Raw genomic sequence first — 17,078 nt, 5'->3', positions numbered from 1 at the left:
TATTACCATTTTATTTACTCTTATATTCATGTTATAAAATTAATTACTTTTTCATGAATATAAATTATTTTTTTTATCTTTAAATTTTCTAATTTTTTTTGAACTGTTGAATTATTTTTTGCATAAAGTAAAATTTCTTCTTTTTTTAAATTATTTTTTACTTCTAAAATCCATATTTTTTTTCCATTAATTTGAACAATTAATTTATATTTATCTTGAAATAAAATTTTTTTTTCAAAAACAGGCCATTTTTCATGATCAATAGAAGATTTTTTATTTAAATATTTCCATAAAATAAAACAAAAATGTGGCGTAAATGGATAAAGCATTTTAATAATTGCTAATAAAGATTCTTTAATAATACATTTATCTTCTTCATTTTCTATTTGAAAATCTATTAATTTATTTACTAGCTCCATAATTGCAGAAATGGCAGTATTGAATGTTTTTCGACGACCTATATCATCGGAAACTTTAAAAATAGTTTTATGTAATAAATAATAAATTTTCTTTTGTTTTTTATTTAATAAATTAAAATGTATATTTTTATGTGTATGCTTTATTTCAATATAATCAAATACTAATTTCCAAATTTTTTTTAAAAAACGATAAATTCCTTTTACGCCTGATTCTCTCCATTCTAATGATGATTCTATAGGCGCAGCAAACATCATAAATAAACGAATTGTATCAGCACCATAACGATTAATTATTATCTCTGGTTCAATACCGTTATTTTTAGATTTAGACATTTTAATCATACCTGCATATATTACTTCTTTTTTGTTTTTTTTATTGTAGTAATTAATAATATCTCCTTGTATATTTCTTTCTATTTTTACAGAAGATGGGTGAATCCAATGACGTTGTTTTTTTTTATCAAATTGATAGAATGCTTTAGAAAGCACCATTCCTTGACATAATAAATTTTTTACTGGTTCATCAAATTGTACTAATTTAAAATCGCGAAGGAGTTTGTGATAAAATCTAAAATATATTAGATGCATAGTAGCATGTTCTATCCCTCCAATATATTGATCCACAGGTAGCCAATATTTCGATGATATCGGATCTATCATACCTTTGTTGAAATTTGGACAAGTATATCTTGCATAATACCAAGATGATTCCATAAATGTATCAAAAGTATCTACTTCTCGGATAAGATCTTGATCACCGATTTTAATTTTAGTCCAATCAGAATTATTATAAATAGATTTTTGTAGAGAGTAAGAATCATTTTTTATTTTTGGTAAAACTATCGGGAGATTTTTTTCTGGTATTGCTATAATTTTTCCACTTTTTGTTGTTGCCATTGGAATAGGTGCACCCCAATAACGTTGTCTTGATATACACCAATCTTGTAATTTATAAATTATTTTTTTTTTAATGATTTTTTTTTGAGATAGCATTTTATGTATTTTTAAAATGTTGTTTTTTTGATCCAACAAACTAACATTTTCAGAGTTAAATAATATATTTTTTTTATTTTCAAATGCACTACATAATGTTATATTTTTATCTTTTTTAATAAGATATTTTATGTCTAAATTATTTTTTATAGAAAAATTTAAATCATTTTGATTATCTTCTGGAATAGATATAACTGCTTTAGTTCCATATTCTTTTAGAACAAAATTTGCTATCCAAATAGGTATTTTTTGATTTGTAATAGGATGAATAGCAAACATATTACTATTGATTCCTTCGAATCTTGTTTTTTCTATATCTTCTTGTGAAAGGTTTTCAATAGCTTGTTTTTTTATAAAATTTTTTATTTCAGGTATTTCTTTAGCGATTTTTTTAGAAAATTTATGAAAAGGCGATATAGAGATATATATTTCTCCCATTATTTTATCTAATTTTTTAACGAATACTTTTATTTTTTTAGTACTATTAAAAATATTAAAAATAATTTCAAATCCCTTTAATCGACCAATCCAATTTTTTTGCATATTTTTTACTTTTTCAGGCCAATTTTCTAATTTATTTAAATCGTTATATAAAGATTCTGCGTATTTTCTAATTTTTATAAACCATTGTGGTATTTTTTTTGTTATAATTTTATTTTGGCATCTCCAGCAACAACCACGTATCACTTGTTCATTGGCTAAAACAGTTTTATCATATGGGCACCAGTTGACAAAACTATTTTTTTTATAAACTAACTTTTTTTTATATAATTTAGTAAAAAACCATTGTTCCCAACGGTAATAATTTGGTTTCGATGTAGTTATTTCTCGGCTCCAATCATAACTAAATCCTAGAGATTGCAGTTGTTTTTTCATATATTTTATATTTTTATCTGTCCAATCAGATGGTAAACTGTTATTTTTAATAGCAGCTTCTTCAGCAGGTAATCCAAAAGCGTCCCAACCGATAGGTTGTAAAACATTTTTTCCTAACATTCTTTGATATCTTGCAATAACATCACTAATTGTATAGTTTCTTACATGACCCATATGTAATTTTCCAGAAGGATAAGGAAGCATAGGCAAGCAATAATATTTTTCTTTTTTATTATCTTCATAAACATGAAAGGTTTTTTTATCTTTCCAGTATTTTTGTACACATGGTTCAATTTTTTTTGGTGAATATTCTTTTTCCATAATTTTTCTCGTATAAAATATATAATAATTCAAAAAAATTTAACTCTTTTAAAAAATATCAATTAAATATTTTTTAACTTTTTTTGATGGATAATAATTTTTTTTTAAAAAGGGGATATTTAGTTTTCAAATTTCAGTATGTTTTTGTAATGTATTATTATTTATTTTATAAGTTTAACAATAAATTATAAAGTACAATTGAGTCTTATTTGAAAAATATATAAATATTTTAATGTTGTGAAATTAACTGTTTGTTTTAAATATTGTTGGAATTTTATTTTCTGGAATTGTGACATATATTTGTATAACTTTTCGACTATCAGCCACAGAAACTTCAAATTTATATCCATTAATTTTAATACTATCTCCTCTACTTGGTAAATGTCCAAATGCTTTCATAACTAATCCACCAATAGTATCTACTTCTTCATCGATAAAATTAGTATTAAAGATGTCATTAAATTCTTTAATTTCTGTTAATGCCTTAACAGAAAATTTGCATTTTTTTAATTTTCTAATATTAACCTGTTCTGCATTATCGTATTCATCTTGAATTTCTCCTACAATTAATTCAAGAATATCTTCTATTGTTACTAATCCTGATACTGCTCCAAATTCGTCTATTACTATAGCCATATGACTTCTTTGCGAACGAAATTCTTTTAGCATTCTATCGACAGATTTACTTTCTGGAACTACAACAGGTGATCTTAATATATTTTTTATAGAGAAAATATCTATTGAATTTTTCATAAACGGCAACAAATCTTTTGCTATTAATAAGCCTTCTACATAGTTTTGATCTTTACTCATTACTGGAAAACGTGAATGTGCAGATTCGATGATTACATCAAGACATTTATTAAGGTTATAATTTAATTTTAATGTCACCATTTGTGTTCTTGGAATCATAATATCTTTAATTTTTTTCTTTGCAATATGCATAACTCCTTCTAACATATCACAAGTATCTTGATCAATTAGTTCGTTTTGTTCTGAATCGCGAATTAATACTAATAGTTCTTCTCTATTCTTTGGTTCGTCATGAAAAATTTGATTTAATAAAATGGAAAAAAAACCTTTCCTACTAATTTTATCTCTTTTTTTTATATCTTTCTTACTCATAGTATTATGATTATCTATTTTAAAATATATTTTATTATTCTATAGGTAGAAAGAGATAGGTTAAAATAATTTTTTAAAAAAATTAAGAATTTTTTAGAAAATATGGTTTTTCATAATTTAAAGACAACATAATTTTATTTTCTATTTTTTCCATAATATTTTTTTCCTTATTTTTTTTGTGATCGTATCCTAATAGATGTAGTGTTCCATGTATTACCATATGTGCCCAACGTGATTCTAATTTTTTATTATATTTAAAAGATTCTTCTTCAATTATTTTTTTACATAGAACTATATCTCCTAATAAAATTTTATTTTTTTTAAAAAAAAAATTAAGTGGGAATGATAAAATATTTGTTGATGTATTTTTTCTTCTATATTTATAATTTAGATTTTTTATTTCTATTTTATCTACAATTCTAACTGTAATAAAATAAACATTTTTTTTTTATGTAGTACTTTTTCAATCCATTTTAAAAAAATATGTTTTTTTGGTATATTTTCAATATTTTTACAGTTTATTTGAACTTGTAAAACAATATTATTTTTCTTGTTCATGGAATTTTAAATTAGTTCACCTTGTAATGAATATGTATGTACTTTTTTGATTTTTATTTTAACAAATTTTCCAATCATATTATATGATCCTTTAAAATTTACAATTCTATTGTTTTCTGTTCTTCCGTATAATTCCATAATATTTTTTTTAGATACTCCTTCTACTAAAACAGATTGTGTACTTTTTAACATTTTTCTACTCCATGACATAGTTTGTTTGTTTATACAATCTTGTAAGGCATATAAACGTCTTTTTTTTTCTTTTAAATCAATATCGTCTTTTATTTTAGAAGCAGGTGTACCTGGTCGATTGGAATATATAAAACTAAAACTCATATCAAAATTTATTTTTTTTATAAAATTGATAGTATTTTGAAAATCTTCTTCAGATTCAGTGGGAAATCCTACAATAAAATCTGAACTAATTTGAATATTTGGACGAGCTTTCAAAAGTTTTTTAATAATTTCTTCATATTCTTCTGTTGTATATGATCTTTTCATTAGTTGAAGTATTCTATTCGATCCGCTTTGTACTGGGAGATGAAGGAAACTAACTAATTTCGGTGTGTCTCGATATACTGAAATAATATCATCAGTGAATTCAAGTGGATTACTTGTAGTAAAACGAATTCTTTCGATGCCTTCTATTTCAGAAACCAGTTGTAGTAGTTCTGAAAAAACACAAATTTTTCCATTAAAAGTTGGTCCTTGATATGCATTAACATTTTGTCCTAATAAATTAATTTCTTTAATACCATTTTCAGATAAACTAGATATTTCTAATAAAATATCATCCGACGGACGACTGATTTCATGTCCCCTGGTATATGGTACTACACAAAATGAACAATATTTATTACATCCTTCCATTATAGAAACAGAAGCTGTATATCCTGTTTGTTTAGGTTCTAAAAAATACTTAAATTTCTCTAATTTAGGAAAACTAATATCAATGATAAATCGTCTATTTTTTTCTATTTCATTTATCATTTTAGGTAATTTATGTAAAGTTTGAGTGCCAAATATAATATCTACATAATTTGCTCGTTTAAATATTTCTTGACCTTCTTGTGTTGCTACACAACCTCCTACAGCAATAATAATATTGGGATTTTTATTTTTTAATTTTTTCCATCTTCCTAATTGATGAAAAACTTTTTCTTGAGCTTTTTCTCTTATAGAACACGTGTTTAAAATTAAAATGTCTGACTTTTCAGGTTTTGTACTAATTAAGTACTTTCCTGTTTTTTCTAAATATTTTTTTATCATGGAGGAATCATATTCATTCATTTGACAGCCCCATGTTTTTATATATATATATTTTATTTTCATCAAATTACTCCTTTTGAGAATATAAATATTTTTTGTTCAGTATAAATAAATAACGTTTTTTATATAGATATCTCTGCTTTAATTGTAGGATGAGGTTCGTATCTAACGATTTTAAAATCTTTGATGTTATAATCAAACAATGATTTAGGTTTTCTTTTTATAATTAGTTCTGGTAATTTTCGGGGTATTCTGAGTATTTGTTTCTTAGCTAACTCAACATGATTTTTATATAAGTGAACATCTCCTCCTGTCCATAAAAAATCTCCAATTTTGAGGTTACATTGTTGTGCTATCATATGTATGAGTGTTGCATAACTAGCTATATTAAATGGTAAACCAAGAAATACATCGCATGAACGTTGATATAGTTGACAACTCAATTTTTTTTTTGACACATAAAATTGAAATATTATATGACATGGAGATAATGACATTTTATCGATTTCTCCAACATTCCAACTAGATACTATCATTCTTCTTGAATCAGGGTCTTTTTTTAATTGATTTAATACATTTTCGATTTGATCTATTTTTTTTCCATCACATGTTTCCCAACTTCGCCATTGTTTTCCATAAATTGGTCCTAGATCACCAAATTTATTTGCCCAATTATTCCAAATTGATATTTTATTATTATTTAAGTATTTAACATTTGTTTCCCCCTTAAGAAACCATAATAATTCATGAATAATAGATGGTATATGACATTTTTTTGTCGTAATTAAAGGGAACCCTTTTTTTAAGTTAAATTTCATATTATGTCCAAAAATAGATAATGTTCCGGTCCCCGTTCGATCTTTTTTTAAATTTCCTTTTTTAATTATTTTTTTTATTAATTGTAAATATTGTTTCATAGGACCTCAACTTAAAGTTTTTTTATAGCAAACATTAAATATTATTATACATCCAATTAAAATCATTGGAATAGACAATATCTGACCCATAGTTATCATGTTTTTAAATAGTCCAATTTGAGGATCTGGTTCTCTAAAAAATTCGCTGATTATTCTTAATATTCCATAACTAATTAAAAATACAGCACTAATACTCCCTATTTTTCTGTTTTTTTTGCTAAAAAAATAGATTATAATAAATAAAATAATACCTTCTAAAAAAAACTCATATAGTTGTGAAGGGTGACGAGGCAGAGCACCATATTTGTTAAATATGCATTGTAATTCAGTATTGTCACGAGCTATTTTTAAATCTTCACTGTATGTACTAGGAAAAAGAAATGAATATGAAAAATTTGGTGCTACGCGGCCATATAATTCACCGTTAATAAAATTCCCTAATCTTCCAGCACCTAATCCGAAAGGTACTAATTTTACTATAAAATCTGATATTTTTAATATTTTTATGTTTTTTTTTAAAGAAAAATAATATATAGCGAGTGTTGCTCCGATTAATCCACCATGGAATGACATTCCCCCTTCCCAGATATGTATGGAACATAGTATATTTTGAGAGAAATATGAAAAATTATAAAAAATTATATATCCGATTCGACCTCCAATACATGAACATATAAAAATGACATATAACAATTTATCTATTTTTTCTATATCTGTTATTTTTTCATTTTTTTTTTCCATACCATATAGCAAAAATAAAGCTTATAAAATACATAAAACCATACCAATGAGCTTTAAAGGGACCAATAGAGAAAATAATAGGATTGATTTTTGGAAAATTAATGTACATATTTAATATTGTACCTTTTATTGTTTAAATAAAATTTTTTTTTAAAATAAAATTTTTTAAAAAGAATACTATTTTTCTAAATTTAACAATTCGCTGATTTTTTGTCGTCTTCGAATAACTTTAAAAGTTTTATTTTCAAACATTATTTCTTGAATAAGAGGTCTAGTATTGTAATTAGATGACATTGAAGCACCATATGCTCCGGTATCATGAAATATCAAATAGTCTCCTATTTTTAACATAGGTAATTTTCTAGTTTCGATGTTTCCTCCTTCTTTTTGTGTAAAGATATCTCCTGATTCACATAAAGGTCCACCTACAATTGTATCTATTTTTTCTATTTCTTTAATATTTCTATGATCTTTTGATAAAACAGATATATGGTGATAACTCCCATACATTGTAGGACGCATAAGATCGTTAAAACCTGAATCAATTAAAACAAAGTTTTTATTACCCATTTTTTTAACTGCTCTTACTTGGGAAATCAAAATTCCTGATTCTGCAACTAAAAATCTACCTGGTTCAATTTCCAATTGAATTGGTGTATTTAAAAAACGAGATATTTTTTTTCTTGCTTCATCCCAAATCATAAAATATTTTTTTGTATTAATAGGTTTTTCATTAAATCTATAAGGTATAGGTAGTCCACCTCCTGCTGAAATAAATGATATTTTTTGATTAATCTTAATTGCATGATCTATCATAGATTGACATACTTTTTCTAAATGTTCATAGTTTACGCCTGAACCAATATGCATATGCAATCCAATAAGTTTTAATTTATATTTTTTTATAATAGGTATTGCTAAATTGGGATGCCAAATTCCATGTTTACTATTTTCTCCTCCGGTATTAGTTTTTTTGCTGTGTCCATATCCAAAACCTGGATTAATTCTTAACCATACATGATGTCCTGGAGAAAGTTTACCTAATTGTTTTAACATATCTATTGATCCTGCATTCACTGGTATTTTGCAATTGATTACTTTAGATAAAGTTTCTTGATCAAATAGATCTGCTGTAAAAATTATTTCGTTTGTATTTGGTTTGAATCCGGCAACTAATGCTCGTTCTATCTCGCCTAGTGAAACAGCATCTACTTTTAGGTTATTTTTTTTCATGAAACGAAGTATGTTAATGTTTGAACACGCTTTTTGAGCAAATCTAATAATGTCAAATTTTTTTAGTAATTTTATTTTTTTATAGATAATACTAGAATCATATAACCAAAAAGGAGATGGATATTTTTTTATTAATTTTCTAATATTTTCTATACTAAGATTAGTTTTAGTTTGATGTAATAACTCAGGCATTTTTTTTCCTATTTAATTATTTAAAAATATAAATTTTTTTATATAAAATTTATAAATGTGTAAATTATTTTTTTAATGGACGGAGAGTAGGAAATAAAATAACATCCCGAATGCTTGTTTGATTTGTTAAGATCATAATTAAACGATCAATTCCAATTCCTAAACCTGAAGTGGGAGGTAATCCGTATTTTAATGCTTCTATATAATTTTTGTCATAAAAAATGTCTTGATGATTTTTTTTTTCAGTATCTTTTATTTGATTTAAGAATCTATATTTTTGATCTTCTACGTCATTTAATTCTGAAAATCCATTTCCTATTTCATATCCTGCAATAAATAATTCAAATCTATCTGTAATATGAGAATTAAAATCATTACGTCTTGCTAGAGGAGAGACTTCTACTGGATAGTCTGTAATGAAAGTGGGTTGGATTAGTTTTTTTTCTGTTGTTTTTTCAAAAATTTCATTTTCTATATGACCTATTTTCCAATCTTTTTTTATTTCTATACCAATGTTATTTGCCATTTTTTTTATTTTTTCTATATTTTTTAAATCTGATAAGGTATAATTAGTATTATATTTTAAAATCGCTTCTTTCATAGTAAATCGTTTAAAAGGTACATCAAAATTTAGACAATATTTATTGTATTGTATTTGATTTTTTTTAAACATTATTTTTATTATGTTGTTTAGTAATTTTTCAGTAAAATTCATCATATCTTGATAATCAGAATACGCAATATATGCTTCCATCATAGTAAATTCTGGATTATGTCGAGTAGAAAATCCTTCATTACGAAAATTTCTGTTTATTTCAAAAATACGTTCAAAACCTCCAATAATTAGTTGTTTTAAATATAATTCAGGTGCTATTCTTAAGTACATTTCTTTGTTAATTTCATTATGATAGGTAATAAAAGGGCGAGCGTTTGCACCCCCAGGGATACTATGTAACATAGGAGTTTCTACTTCTATAAATTTATTTTCTATCATAAAATTTCGAATCAATGTGATAATATTAGATCGATTTTTAAAAATTTCATATAAATGTCTATTGCTAATTAAATCTAAGTATCTTTTTCGATAACGTGTTTCTTGATTTAATAATCCATGAAATTTTTCAGGCAAGGGTCTTAAAGATTTGTTAAGAATTATTAATTTTTCAGCAAAAACAGATAATTCTCCTGTTTTTGTTTTAAATAGTTTTCCGATTACACCTATAATATCGCCAATATCCCATTTTTTAAATTGATTATTATAGAATTCGGTTGTGACTTCTTGTTCTCTCGTATAAACTTGTATTTTTCCCTCTATATCTTGTATTGTAAAAAAAGAAGCTTTTCCCATAATTCTTCTTTGTATCATACGACCAGCAATAGAAACTTTTACTTTTAAAATATTGAGTTCATCAATTGTTTTATTTTTATATGATTGGTTTAATTTGACAGAAGTATTTTTTTTTTTAAAAGTATTTGGGAAAGAGAATCCATCTTTTTTCATTTTAATAAATTTTTCTTTTCTCGTTTTTTTTTCATTATTTAGCACATCTTGTTTTATATCTATTTGTTTTATCATTTTTTATTTATACCCCTATTATTAAGCTTTGTTCAATAAAATCATCTAAATCTCCATCTAATACAGATTGTACATTATATTTTTCAATTCCGGTCCTTAGATCTTTAATTTTTGAATTGTCTAATATATAAGAACGAATTTGATTACCCCAGCTTATATTCAGTTTAGTATTTTCTATTTTTTTTTGTTTTTCTTTTTTTTCGCGAATTTTCATTTCATATATTTTTGATTTCATCTGTTTAATTGCTTGTTCTTTATTTTTATGTTGTGATCGATTATTCTGACATTGAGTAACAATGTTTGTAGGTAGATGAGTAATACGAACAGCTGATTCCGTTCTATTTACATGTTGACCTCCTGCTCCAGAAGCTCTATATACATCTATTCTAAGATCAGATTGATTAATTTCAATATCAATTTCGTCTTCTATATCAGGATATATAAAAATTGAACTGAAAGAAGTGTGGCGTCTTTTCCCTGAATCAAATGGACTCTTTCTAATTAAACGGTGTATTCCTGTTTCTGTTCTTAACCATCCAAACGCATATTCTCCAGAAACTTTAATAGTAGAAGATTTAATACCAACTATATCTCCTATAGATTCTTCAATAATTTCTGTTTTAAATCCTTTTTTTTCAGACCATTTTAAATACATTCTTAATAACATTTTTGACCAATCTTGAGCTTCTGTCCCACCAGAACCAGATTGTATGTCTATATAACAATTGCAATTATCATGTTTATTAGAAAACATACGATAAAATTCAAGTTTTTTGATTTTTTTTTCTATTTTCTTAGTTTCATTATAAATTTCTTCTAGTACAATTTTATCATTTGTTTCTAGAACTAGTTCTAAAAAAATTACTGCTTCTTTTATTTTTTTTTCTATTGTATTGATATTTTTTACTATTATATTTAATAGATTTTTTTCCTTATTGAGATGATACATAGATTCATTGACTTTCCATGTTTTAGGTAAGCATAATTCTAGATCAATTTCTAAAATACGTGATTTTTTTTTTGCATAGTCAAAGATACCTCTTCAAATAATTTGTACGTTTTTGTAGTATTTTTATTTGATTTGAAATTATGTTGATATCAATCATGATTTTATCTTCCATAAATTAATTTTTAATAATTTAACAAAAATTATTAAAAGAATATAAAATTTGTATTTTTTTTTTATATTATAATGTTTAATTCGATAAATTTATTTATTTTTATTTCATATTTTATAAAATATATATTTAGGAGAACGAATGTCGTTATTTTTATTTCCAAAATATCCTGTTTATTCTTCAATTAATTTACCCTTAACATTACATTTTCTTGAAGAATGGTCTTTAGTATATATAGAAGGTACTGATAGTACAAAACATCTTCAAAATCAATTTACAATTGATGTATTTTCTTTAAATAAAAAAGAATACAAATTTTGTGCTCATTGTAATTTTAATGGAAAAGTTTTAGCAACTATGTTTCTCTTTCATTATAGAAAAGGTTATGCTTATATTATTCGAAAAAGTCTTGTTAAAATGCAAGTTAAGCAATTAAAAAAATATGCTATTTTTTCTAAAGTAGAAATTAAAGAATTAGACAATTTATATTTATTTGGCATATCTGGCAGCGATGCCAGATTATTTTTATCTGAACTTTTTATTGACATACCGAATGTGAATCATTCAATAATCTCTCATGAGAAAAGAACTATATTGTTATTTTCAAAGCCTATTGAAAGATTTTTTTTAATTTTATCTTTAAAAGATGTGTTATTTTTAAAAAAACAAAAAAACAAAATAAAATTATTCAATAATAGTAAGCAATGGACTCTTTTAGACATAGAAGCAGGATTTCCTATTTTTGATAAAAAATTGTCTCAAAAATTTTTACCTCAATCTCTAAATTTAGAAAAGCTTCAAGCTATAAGCTTTAATAAAGGATGTTATTATGGACAAGAAACAATAGCACGAACATTTTATAAAAATTTAAATAAATATGAATTACATGTTTTAGTAGGTATAGGAAAAATTAGCGCCGAAATTGGTTCAATCATTGAAACGGAGAAAGAAGGAAAGTGGTATAGAATTGGTTTTTTAATTGCAATGATTTATGTTGAAGTTAATCAAGTTTTTATACAAGCAGTAATAAATAAATCTATAAATGCTAAAAATATATTTAGAATTTATGGTCTAAAAAATATTTTTTTAATTAAAACTTAGTATTTTTATCTAAAAAATGTTTTTTGAAATTCTTTTTTTTGTAAAAATTTAGATAATTCTCTTAAAATATCATGTCTCAAGGTATTCTTTTTATAATTTCAGCACCAAGTGGAACAGGTAAGTCCAGTTTAATTGAAGGATTATTAAAAACAAAATCTTTATATAATATTAAAGTTTCTATTTCACATACAACCAGAATAATGAGACCTGGTGAATCTCATGGAAAACATTATTATTTTATATCGAAAAAAGAATTTAGAATTATGATTAAACAAGAATCTTTCTTAGAATATGCAAAAGTATTTAATAATTATTATGGAACTTCACGTCAATATATTGAAAAAATGTTACTTTCAGGTATTGATGTTTTTCTTGATATTGACTGGCAAGGAGCTAGTCAAATTCGATATAAAATGCCTAAATCAAAAAGTATTTTTTTACTACCTCCATCTAAAGATGAACTATATAAAAGATTACGAAAAAGAGGTCAAGATAGTGATACAGTTATTGCAAAAAGAATGGAGAAAGCAGTAGATGAAATGAATCATTATTCCGAATATGATTATTTAATAATTAACGATGATTTTCAAAAAGCTATAAATGATTTAAAAACAATTGTTTTTGCAGAACATTTATGCGCATTTCATCAAAAAAATAAATATAATTTATTAATTTCTCAATTGTTACAACGTTAATATTTAAAATTTATTAAATTAATTTTAATATTTGATATCTATCAGATATAAAATATTTTTTATTGACCATTATTTATATAATTCTATTGAGAAAATAGAATTATATAATTAATAAAAATTAATTTTTTTTACTAATAAATTTTTAATTTATGATTTTATTTTTATTTCTATTAGCTTGTTTTCGTTCGTTTTCTTTTAAATAACGTTTTCTTAATCGTATTGAATTTGGTGTAATCTCTACTAATTCATCGTCGTTGATAAAAGATAATGCTTCTTCTAAGCTAAATTTTGTAAAAGTAGTTAAAGTAATTGCCTCATCTGTACCCGAAGCTCTCATATTAGTAAGTTTTTTCCCTGTAAGACAATTAACTGTTAAATCGTTCATACGATTATGAAGCCCAATAATTTGTCCTTCATAAACTTGACTACCATGACCTAAGAATAATTTACCTCTTTCTTGTAAATTAAAAAGAGCAAAAGCTACTGCCATACCTGTGCTATTTGATATTAAAACTCCATTTTTTCTTTGTCCTACATCATGTTTTTGACATACTTTGTAATGACTAAAAGATGAATAAAAAAGTCCTGTTCCTGATGTTATACTCATAAATTCGGTTCGAAAACCAATTAATGCACGGCTAGATAAAAGATATTCAAGACGTATTCTTTTGTTTGGATCGATAGTAATATTTTTTAGTTCTCCTTTTCTTTCTCCTATAAATGTCATAATATTACCTTGATGTTTTTCTTCAATATCTAAAATAACATTTTCAAATGGTTCTTCTGTGACATTTTTAGTATTACGAAAAATAATTTTTGGACGCGATACTTCTAATTCAAATCCCTCACGACGCATATTTTCTATTAATATAGATAAATGTAATTCCCCTCTTCCAGAAACAGAAAAAATATTTGCATCTTTTGTTTCTTTTACTTGAAGTGCTACATTATGTATAGTTTCTTTTTTTAATCGTTCTAAAATTTGTCGTGACGTAATATATTTACCTTCTTTTCCTGAAAACGGAGAAGTATTAACTGAAAAAAACATATTTACTGTAGGTTGATCAATAATTAATGGTGGTAAAGGTTGTAAATTATCTGGGTGACAAATAGTATCTGAAATATTTAATTTATTTATTCCTGCAATTGCAATAATATCACCTGCTTTTCCTTTATTTACTTCTATTCGTTGAATGCCAAAATAATTTAATACTTTATTAACTTTAGCATATTTATTATTTCCGAACCTATCAATAACAGCTACTGAATCATTAGTTTTTATATAACCTTGTTTAACACGACCAACACCTATTACTCCAAGATAATTATTATAATCAAGTTGCGAAATTTGCATTTGAAATTTTTTTTTCGGATCAACATTAGGAGCTGGAACATATTGAATAATTGCTTCGTATAGAGGAATCATATTTTCTTTCATCTGCAGATAATCTGTCCCAGACGTTCCAAGAATTGCAGAAGTATATACAATTGGGAAATCAAGTTGTTTATCATTAGCATTAAGATTAACAAAAAGATCAAAAATTTTATCTATTACCCAATCGGGACGAGCATTTTTCCTATCAATTTTATTTACCACGACAATAGGATTTAAACCATTTTTAAATGCTTTTTTAGTGACGAATCGAGTTTGCGGCATAGGTCCATCTAATGCGTCTACTACCAATAAAACTGAGTCTACCATAGACATTACTCTTTCTACTTCTCCACCAAAATCTGCATGACCTGGTGTATCTACAATATTAATTTTATAGTTTTTCCATTTTATAGAAGTATTTTTAGATAAGATGGTTATTCCCCGTTCTTTTTCTAAAATATTAGAATCCATAATACGTTCTTTTTTTTCTTCATGTTCTTGAAAAGTACCAGATTGCTGTAATAGTTGATCAACCAGTGTAGTTTTACCATGATCGACATGCGCTATAATAGCAATATTTCTTATATTTTTATGCATTTTTTTCCCTTTAAAAGTAATTCATTTATAAAATAAATAGGTATAATAAGAGACGGGTTTTGGATAGAGTATAAGAAAAGATTAAATTGTTTGCGGATGATAACATTTTTTTTAAAAGCATAAAAATTTTAAAAAAATGTTCTAAGTAAAGAATAGTTATTTTATATAAAAAAATATTTTTAACAATTTTATTAATTTTAATCATTTAAGGTTATATTTTGAACATATTAAATTATAAAAAAACATTTTTTTTAAAAAGCGTACCTAATATTTTTGATATGACAATTAAAAATGGAATTGAAGTAGCCTTTGTTGGTTATTCTAATTCAGGAAAATCTAGTGCTATTAATGCGTTAACTCATAAAAAGAAGTTAGCTCGTTTTAGTAAAGTTCCTGGTTGTACTAAATTAATTAATTTTTTTCAAGTAGCTTCTGATTTTCGGTTAGTCGATCTCCCTGGTTATGGTTATGCGCAAGTTTCTATGTCAAAAAAAATATATTTGAAAAATGTAATATATTCTTATTTAAAACATAGTGAATGTTTAAAAGGTTTAGTGTTTTTAATGGACATTAGACATCCTTTAAAAGTTTTTGATTTAAATATAATTGATTTAGCTATAAATAATGAAATCCCCATTTTATTGTTATTAACAAAATGTGACAAACTTACAGTAAGTGATCAAAAAATCCAATTTAATAAAGTATATAAAGAATTAAAATACTTTTTAAATAAAATTCATATTCACTTATTTTCATCATTAAAAAAAGTAGGTATTACAGAATTAAAAAAACAATTAAATTTATGGTATAAAAAATATCGTTAATTGTATCTATTTTTTATTGATTAAAAGAATAAAGTTTAATTTTATCAGACAAATTCTTAAAGCAAGTTTTTTTTATGTAAATTTCTTGAGAAGTTATATTTATAGGGATATCTAATTTTATTTTTGCTAATTCATATGAAAGAAAAGCGATTTTTTTGTAATTTTTTAATTGAATAGCAGCGTTTTTAGCATTTCTAAAACATAAAAATGGTATTTTTTCAATATTATTATAAATATTTCTAATATTTGAGAATTTTTTTAATAAATGTAAGGCAGTCTTTATACCTATTTTAGGAATTCCTGGAATATTATCAGATGTATCTCCCATCAGTGCTAAGAGATCAATAAATTCTTGAGGATGAATACCATATTTTTCTTTTATTGTATCAGAAGTAAGAATACTATTGCTATTTAAATGCAATATATTGATATTTTTGTTTACGAGTTGTATCATATCTTTATCATGACTGACAATTAATATTTTTTCTCCTTCTTTTTCTAATTTATGTGAAAAACTACCAATAATATCATCTGCTTCTATTCCTTGCATACTTAAAGTTTTAATTCCAATTTCTTTAAGTATTTTAAACAGAGGTTGAATTTGTAAATAAAGCTGATTAGGCATAGAAGGTCTGTTGCTTTTGTATTCTTTAAAAATTGTGTTTCTGAAAGTTTTTTTAGAAGAATCAAAAATAATAATAATTTTTTTTGAACTGTAGTTTTTTTTCAAAACATTGTATATTGTTTTCAACATTCCATATATTGCTCCGTATGGTTTTTCTTCGTATTTTATAGATTGTTGAAATGCAAAATAAGAACGATATAAATATAGACTTCCATCTATTATAATAACAGGTTTTCTTTTCATATATAATATTGCTTTTTTTAATTTTTAAATAAATTTAATAAAAATAATAAAAATTTATATTTATTTTTTTAATGTATTTCTTTGATTAATTTTTCATAAAATATAGTCTAAATAATTTTTTTATTTAAAGTAATAAATACGAACAGGTTAATCAAATTTAATTAAAATGTTATAATTAAATATTTAATTTTTAGTTCTTTTTATCTAGGTTAATTAAAAATTAAAAAAAATATATTTTATAAGTTTAATATATTATATCCTATATATCTATAATTTTCAG

Annotated in this window: 14 protein-coding genes and 1 pseudogene; 3 read left to right on the top strand and 12 right to left on the bottom strand. The window is 24.3% G+C overall.

Annotated features, from left to right (window positions below):
* Nucleotides 1–26: 26 nt before the first annotated feature.
* The 10 genes and pseudogenes from leuS to prfB all read right to left on the bottom strand — a co-directional run bounded on the left by leuS (nt 27) and on the right by prfB (nt 11,326).
* Nucleotides 27–2,609 (bottom strand): leucine--tRNA ligase, encoded by a 2,583-nt coding sequence (leuS, locus tag AB4W74_RS02255; protein ID WP_367681838.1) that lies wholly within the window; start codon nt 2,607–2,609, stop codon nt 27–29.
* Between the two features lie 243 nt (nt 2,610–2,852).
* A complete protein-coding gene (corC, locus tag AB4W74_RS02250) occupies nt 2,853–3,734 on the bottom strand; it encodes a CNNM family magnesium/cobalt transport protein CorC (RefSeq protein WP_367681837.1) in 882 nt (293 codons plus the stop codon).
* 82 nt (nt 3,735–3,816) lie between these two features.
* A complete protein-coding gene (gene ybeY / locus AB4W74_RS02245) occupies nt 3,817–4,134 on the bottom strand; it encodes an rRNA maturation RNase YbeY (protein ID WP_367682256.1) in 318 nt (105 codons plus the stop codon).
* 11 nt (nt 4,135–4,145) lie between these two features.
* The gene (locus AB4W74_RS02240) at nt 4,146–4,292 is read right to left on the bottom strand and encodes a hypothetical protein (protein WP_367681836.1); all 147 of its coding nucleotides are present in this window, start codon (nt 4,290–4,292) and stop codon (nt 4,146–4,148) included.
* A 6-nt stretch (nt 4,293–4,298) separates the two neighbouring features.
* Nucleotides 4,299–5,624, bottom strand: a complete 1,326-nt coding sequence (gene miaB, locus AB4W74_RS02235; RefSeq protein WP_367681835.1) for a tRNA (N6-isopentenyl adenosine(37)-C2)-methylthiotransferase MiaB — start codon at nt 5,622–5,624, stop codon at nt 4,299–4,301.
* A gap of 59 nt (nt 5,625–5,683) precedes the next feature.
* The gene (gene thyA, locus AB4W74_RS02230) at nt 5,684–6,478 is read right to left on the bottom strand and encodes a thymidylate synthase (protein ID WP_367681834.1); all 795 of its coding nucleotides are present in this window, start codon (nt 6,476–6,478) and stop codon (nt 5,684–5,686) included.
* Between the two features lie 6 nt (nt 6,479–6,484).
* A pseudogene (lgt, locus tag AB4W74_RS02225) lies at nt 6,485–7,328 on the bottom strand (prolipoprotein diacylglyceryl transferase).
* A gap of 68 nt (nt 7,329–7,396) precedes the next feature.
* Complete coding sequence (gene lysA / locus AB4W74_RS02220; protein ID WP_367681833.1) at nt 7,397–8,644, bottom strand: diaminopimelate decarboxylase; 1,248 nt, start codon at nt 8,642–8,644, stop codon at nt 7,397–7,399.
* Between the two features lie 64 nt (nt 8,645–8,708).
* Entirely contained in the window at nt 8,709–10,220 is a 1,512-nt protein-coding gene (gene lysS, locus AB4W74_RS02215) for a lysine--tRNA ligase (protein ID WP_367681832.1), read from the bottom strand.
* A gap of 7 nt (nt 10,221–10,227) precedes the next feature.
* Nucleotides 10,228–11,326 (bottom strand): peptide chain release factor 2 gene (gene prfB, locus AB4W74_RS02210; RefSeq protein WP_367682255.1). Its coding sequence is split into 2 segments (ribosomal slippage): nt 10,228–11,250 and nt 11,252–11,326, totalling 1,098 coding nucleotides; the frame shifts between segments, so codons are not numbered across the junction.
* A gap of 153 nt (nt 11,327–11,479) precedes the next feature.
* Here prfB and ygfZ point away from each other — a divergent pair.
* Complete coding sequence (gene ygfZ, locus AB4W74_RS02205; RefSeq protein WP_367681831.1) at nt 11,480–12,439, top strand: tRNA-modifying protein YgfZ; 960 nt, start codon at nt 11,480–11,482, stop codon at nt 12,437–12,439.
* A gap of 71 nt (nt 12,440–12,510) precedes the next feature.
* The gene (gene gmk / locus AB4W74_RS02200; protein ID WP_367681830.1) at nt 12,511–13,134 is read left to right on the top strand and encodes a guanylate kinase; all 624 of its coding nucleotides are present in this window, start codon (nt 12,511–12,513) and stop codon (nt 13,132–13,134) included.
* A 142-nt stretch (nt 13,135–13,276) separates the two neighbouring features.
* Here gmk and typA read toward each other — a convergent pair whose 3' ends face one another.
* A complete protein-coding gene (gene typA / locus AB4W74_RS02195) occupies nt 13,277–15,106 on the bottom strand; it encodes a translational GTPase TypA (protein ID WP_367681829.1) in 1,830 nt (609 codons plus the stop codon).
* Nucleotides 15,107–15,324: 218 nt separating this feature from the next.
* On the opposite strand from typA, the gene yihA reads away from it, so the two are divergent.
* Nucleotides 15,325–15,930, top strand: a complete 606-nt coding sequence (gene yihA / locus AB4W74_RS02190; protein WP_367681828.1) for a ribosome biogenesis GTP-binding protein YihA/YsxC — start codon at nt 15,325–15,327, stop codon at nt 15,928–15,930.
* Between the two features lie 13 nt (nt 15,931–15,943).
* Here yihA and AB4W74_RS02185 read toward each other — a convergent pair whose 3' ends face one another.
* Nucleotides 15,944–16,807 (bottom strand): 5'-3' exonuclease, encoded by an 864-nt coding sequence (locus AB4W74_RS02185; RefSeq protein WP_367682254.1) that lies wholly within the window; start codon nt 16,805–16,807, stop codon nt 15,944–15,946.
* Nucleotides 16,808–17,078: the final 271 nt, after the last annotated feature.

Source organism: Buchnera aphidicola (Hyalopterus amygdali) (assembly GCF_964059015.1).
Classification (GTDB): Bacteria; Pseudomonadota; Gammaproteobacteria; order Enterobacterales; family Enterobacteriaceae; genus Buchnera; species Buchnera aphidicola_BN.
The sequence above is the reverse complement of the archived record's forward strand: the minus strand, read 5'-3'. Positions and strand labels throughout refer to the sequence as shown.

Excerpts from the sequence above, each read along its gene's own strand:
- typA (WP_367681829.1), bottom strand. The coding sequence starts at position 15,106 with ATGCATAAAAATATAAGAAATATTGCTATTATAGCGCATGTCGATCAT.
- miaB (WP_367681835.1), bottom strand. The coding sequence starts at position 5,624 with ATGAAAATAAAATATATATATATAAAAACATGGGGCTGTCAAATGAAT.
- leuS (WP_367681838.1), bottom strand. The coding sequence starts at position 2,609 with ATGGAAAAAGAATATTCACCAAAAAAAATTGAACCATGTGTACAAAAA.
- corC (WP_367681837.1), bottom strand. The coding sequence starts at position 3,734 with ATGAGTAAGAAAGATATAAAAAAAAGAGATAAAATTAGTAGGAAAGGT.
- thyA (WP_367681834.1), bottom strand. The coding sequence starts at position 6,478 with ATGAAACAATATTTACAATTAATAAAAAAAATAATTAAAAAAGGAAAT.
- lysS (WP_367681832.1), bottom strand. The coding sequence starts at position 10,220 with ATGATAAAACAAATAGATATAAAACAAGATGTGCTAAATAATGAAAAA.
- lysA (WP_367681833.1), bottom strand. The coding sequence starts at position 8,644 with ATGCCTGAGTTATTACATCAAACTAAAACTAATCTTAGTATAGAAAAT.
- gmk (WP_367681830.1), top strand. The coding sequence starts at position 12,511 with ATGTCTCAAGGTATTCTTTTTATAATTTCAGCACCAAGTGGAACAGGT.
- ygfZ (WP_367681831.1), top strand. The coding sequence starts at position 11,480 with ATGTCGTTATTTTTATTTCCAAAATATCCTGTTTATTCTTCAATTAAT.
- AB4W74_RS02240 (WP_367681836.1), bottom strand. The coding sequence starts at position 4,292 with ATGAACAAGAAAAATAATATTGTTTTACAAGTTCAAATAAACTGTAAA.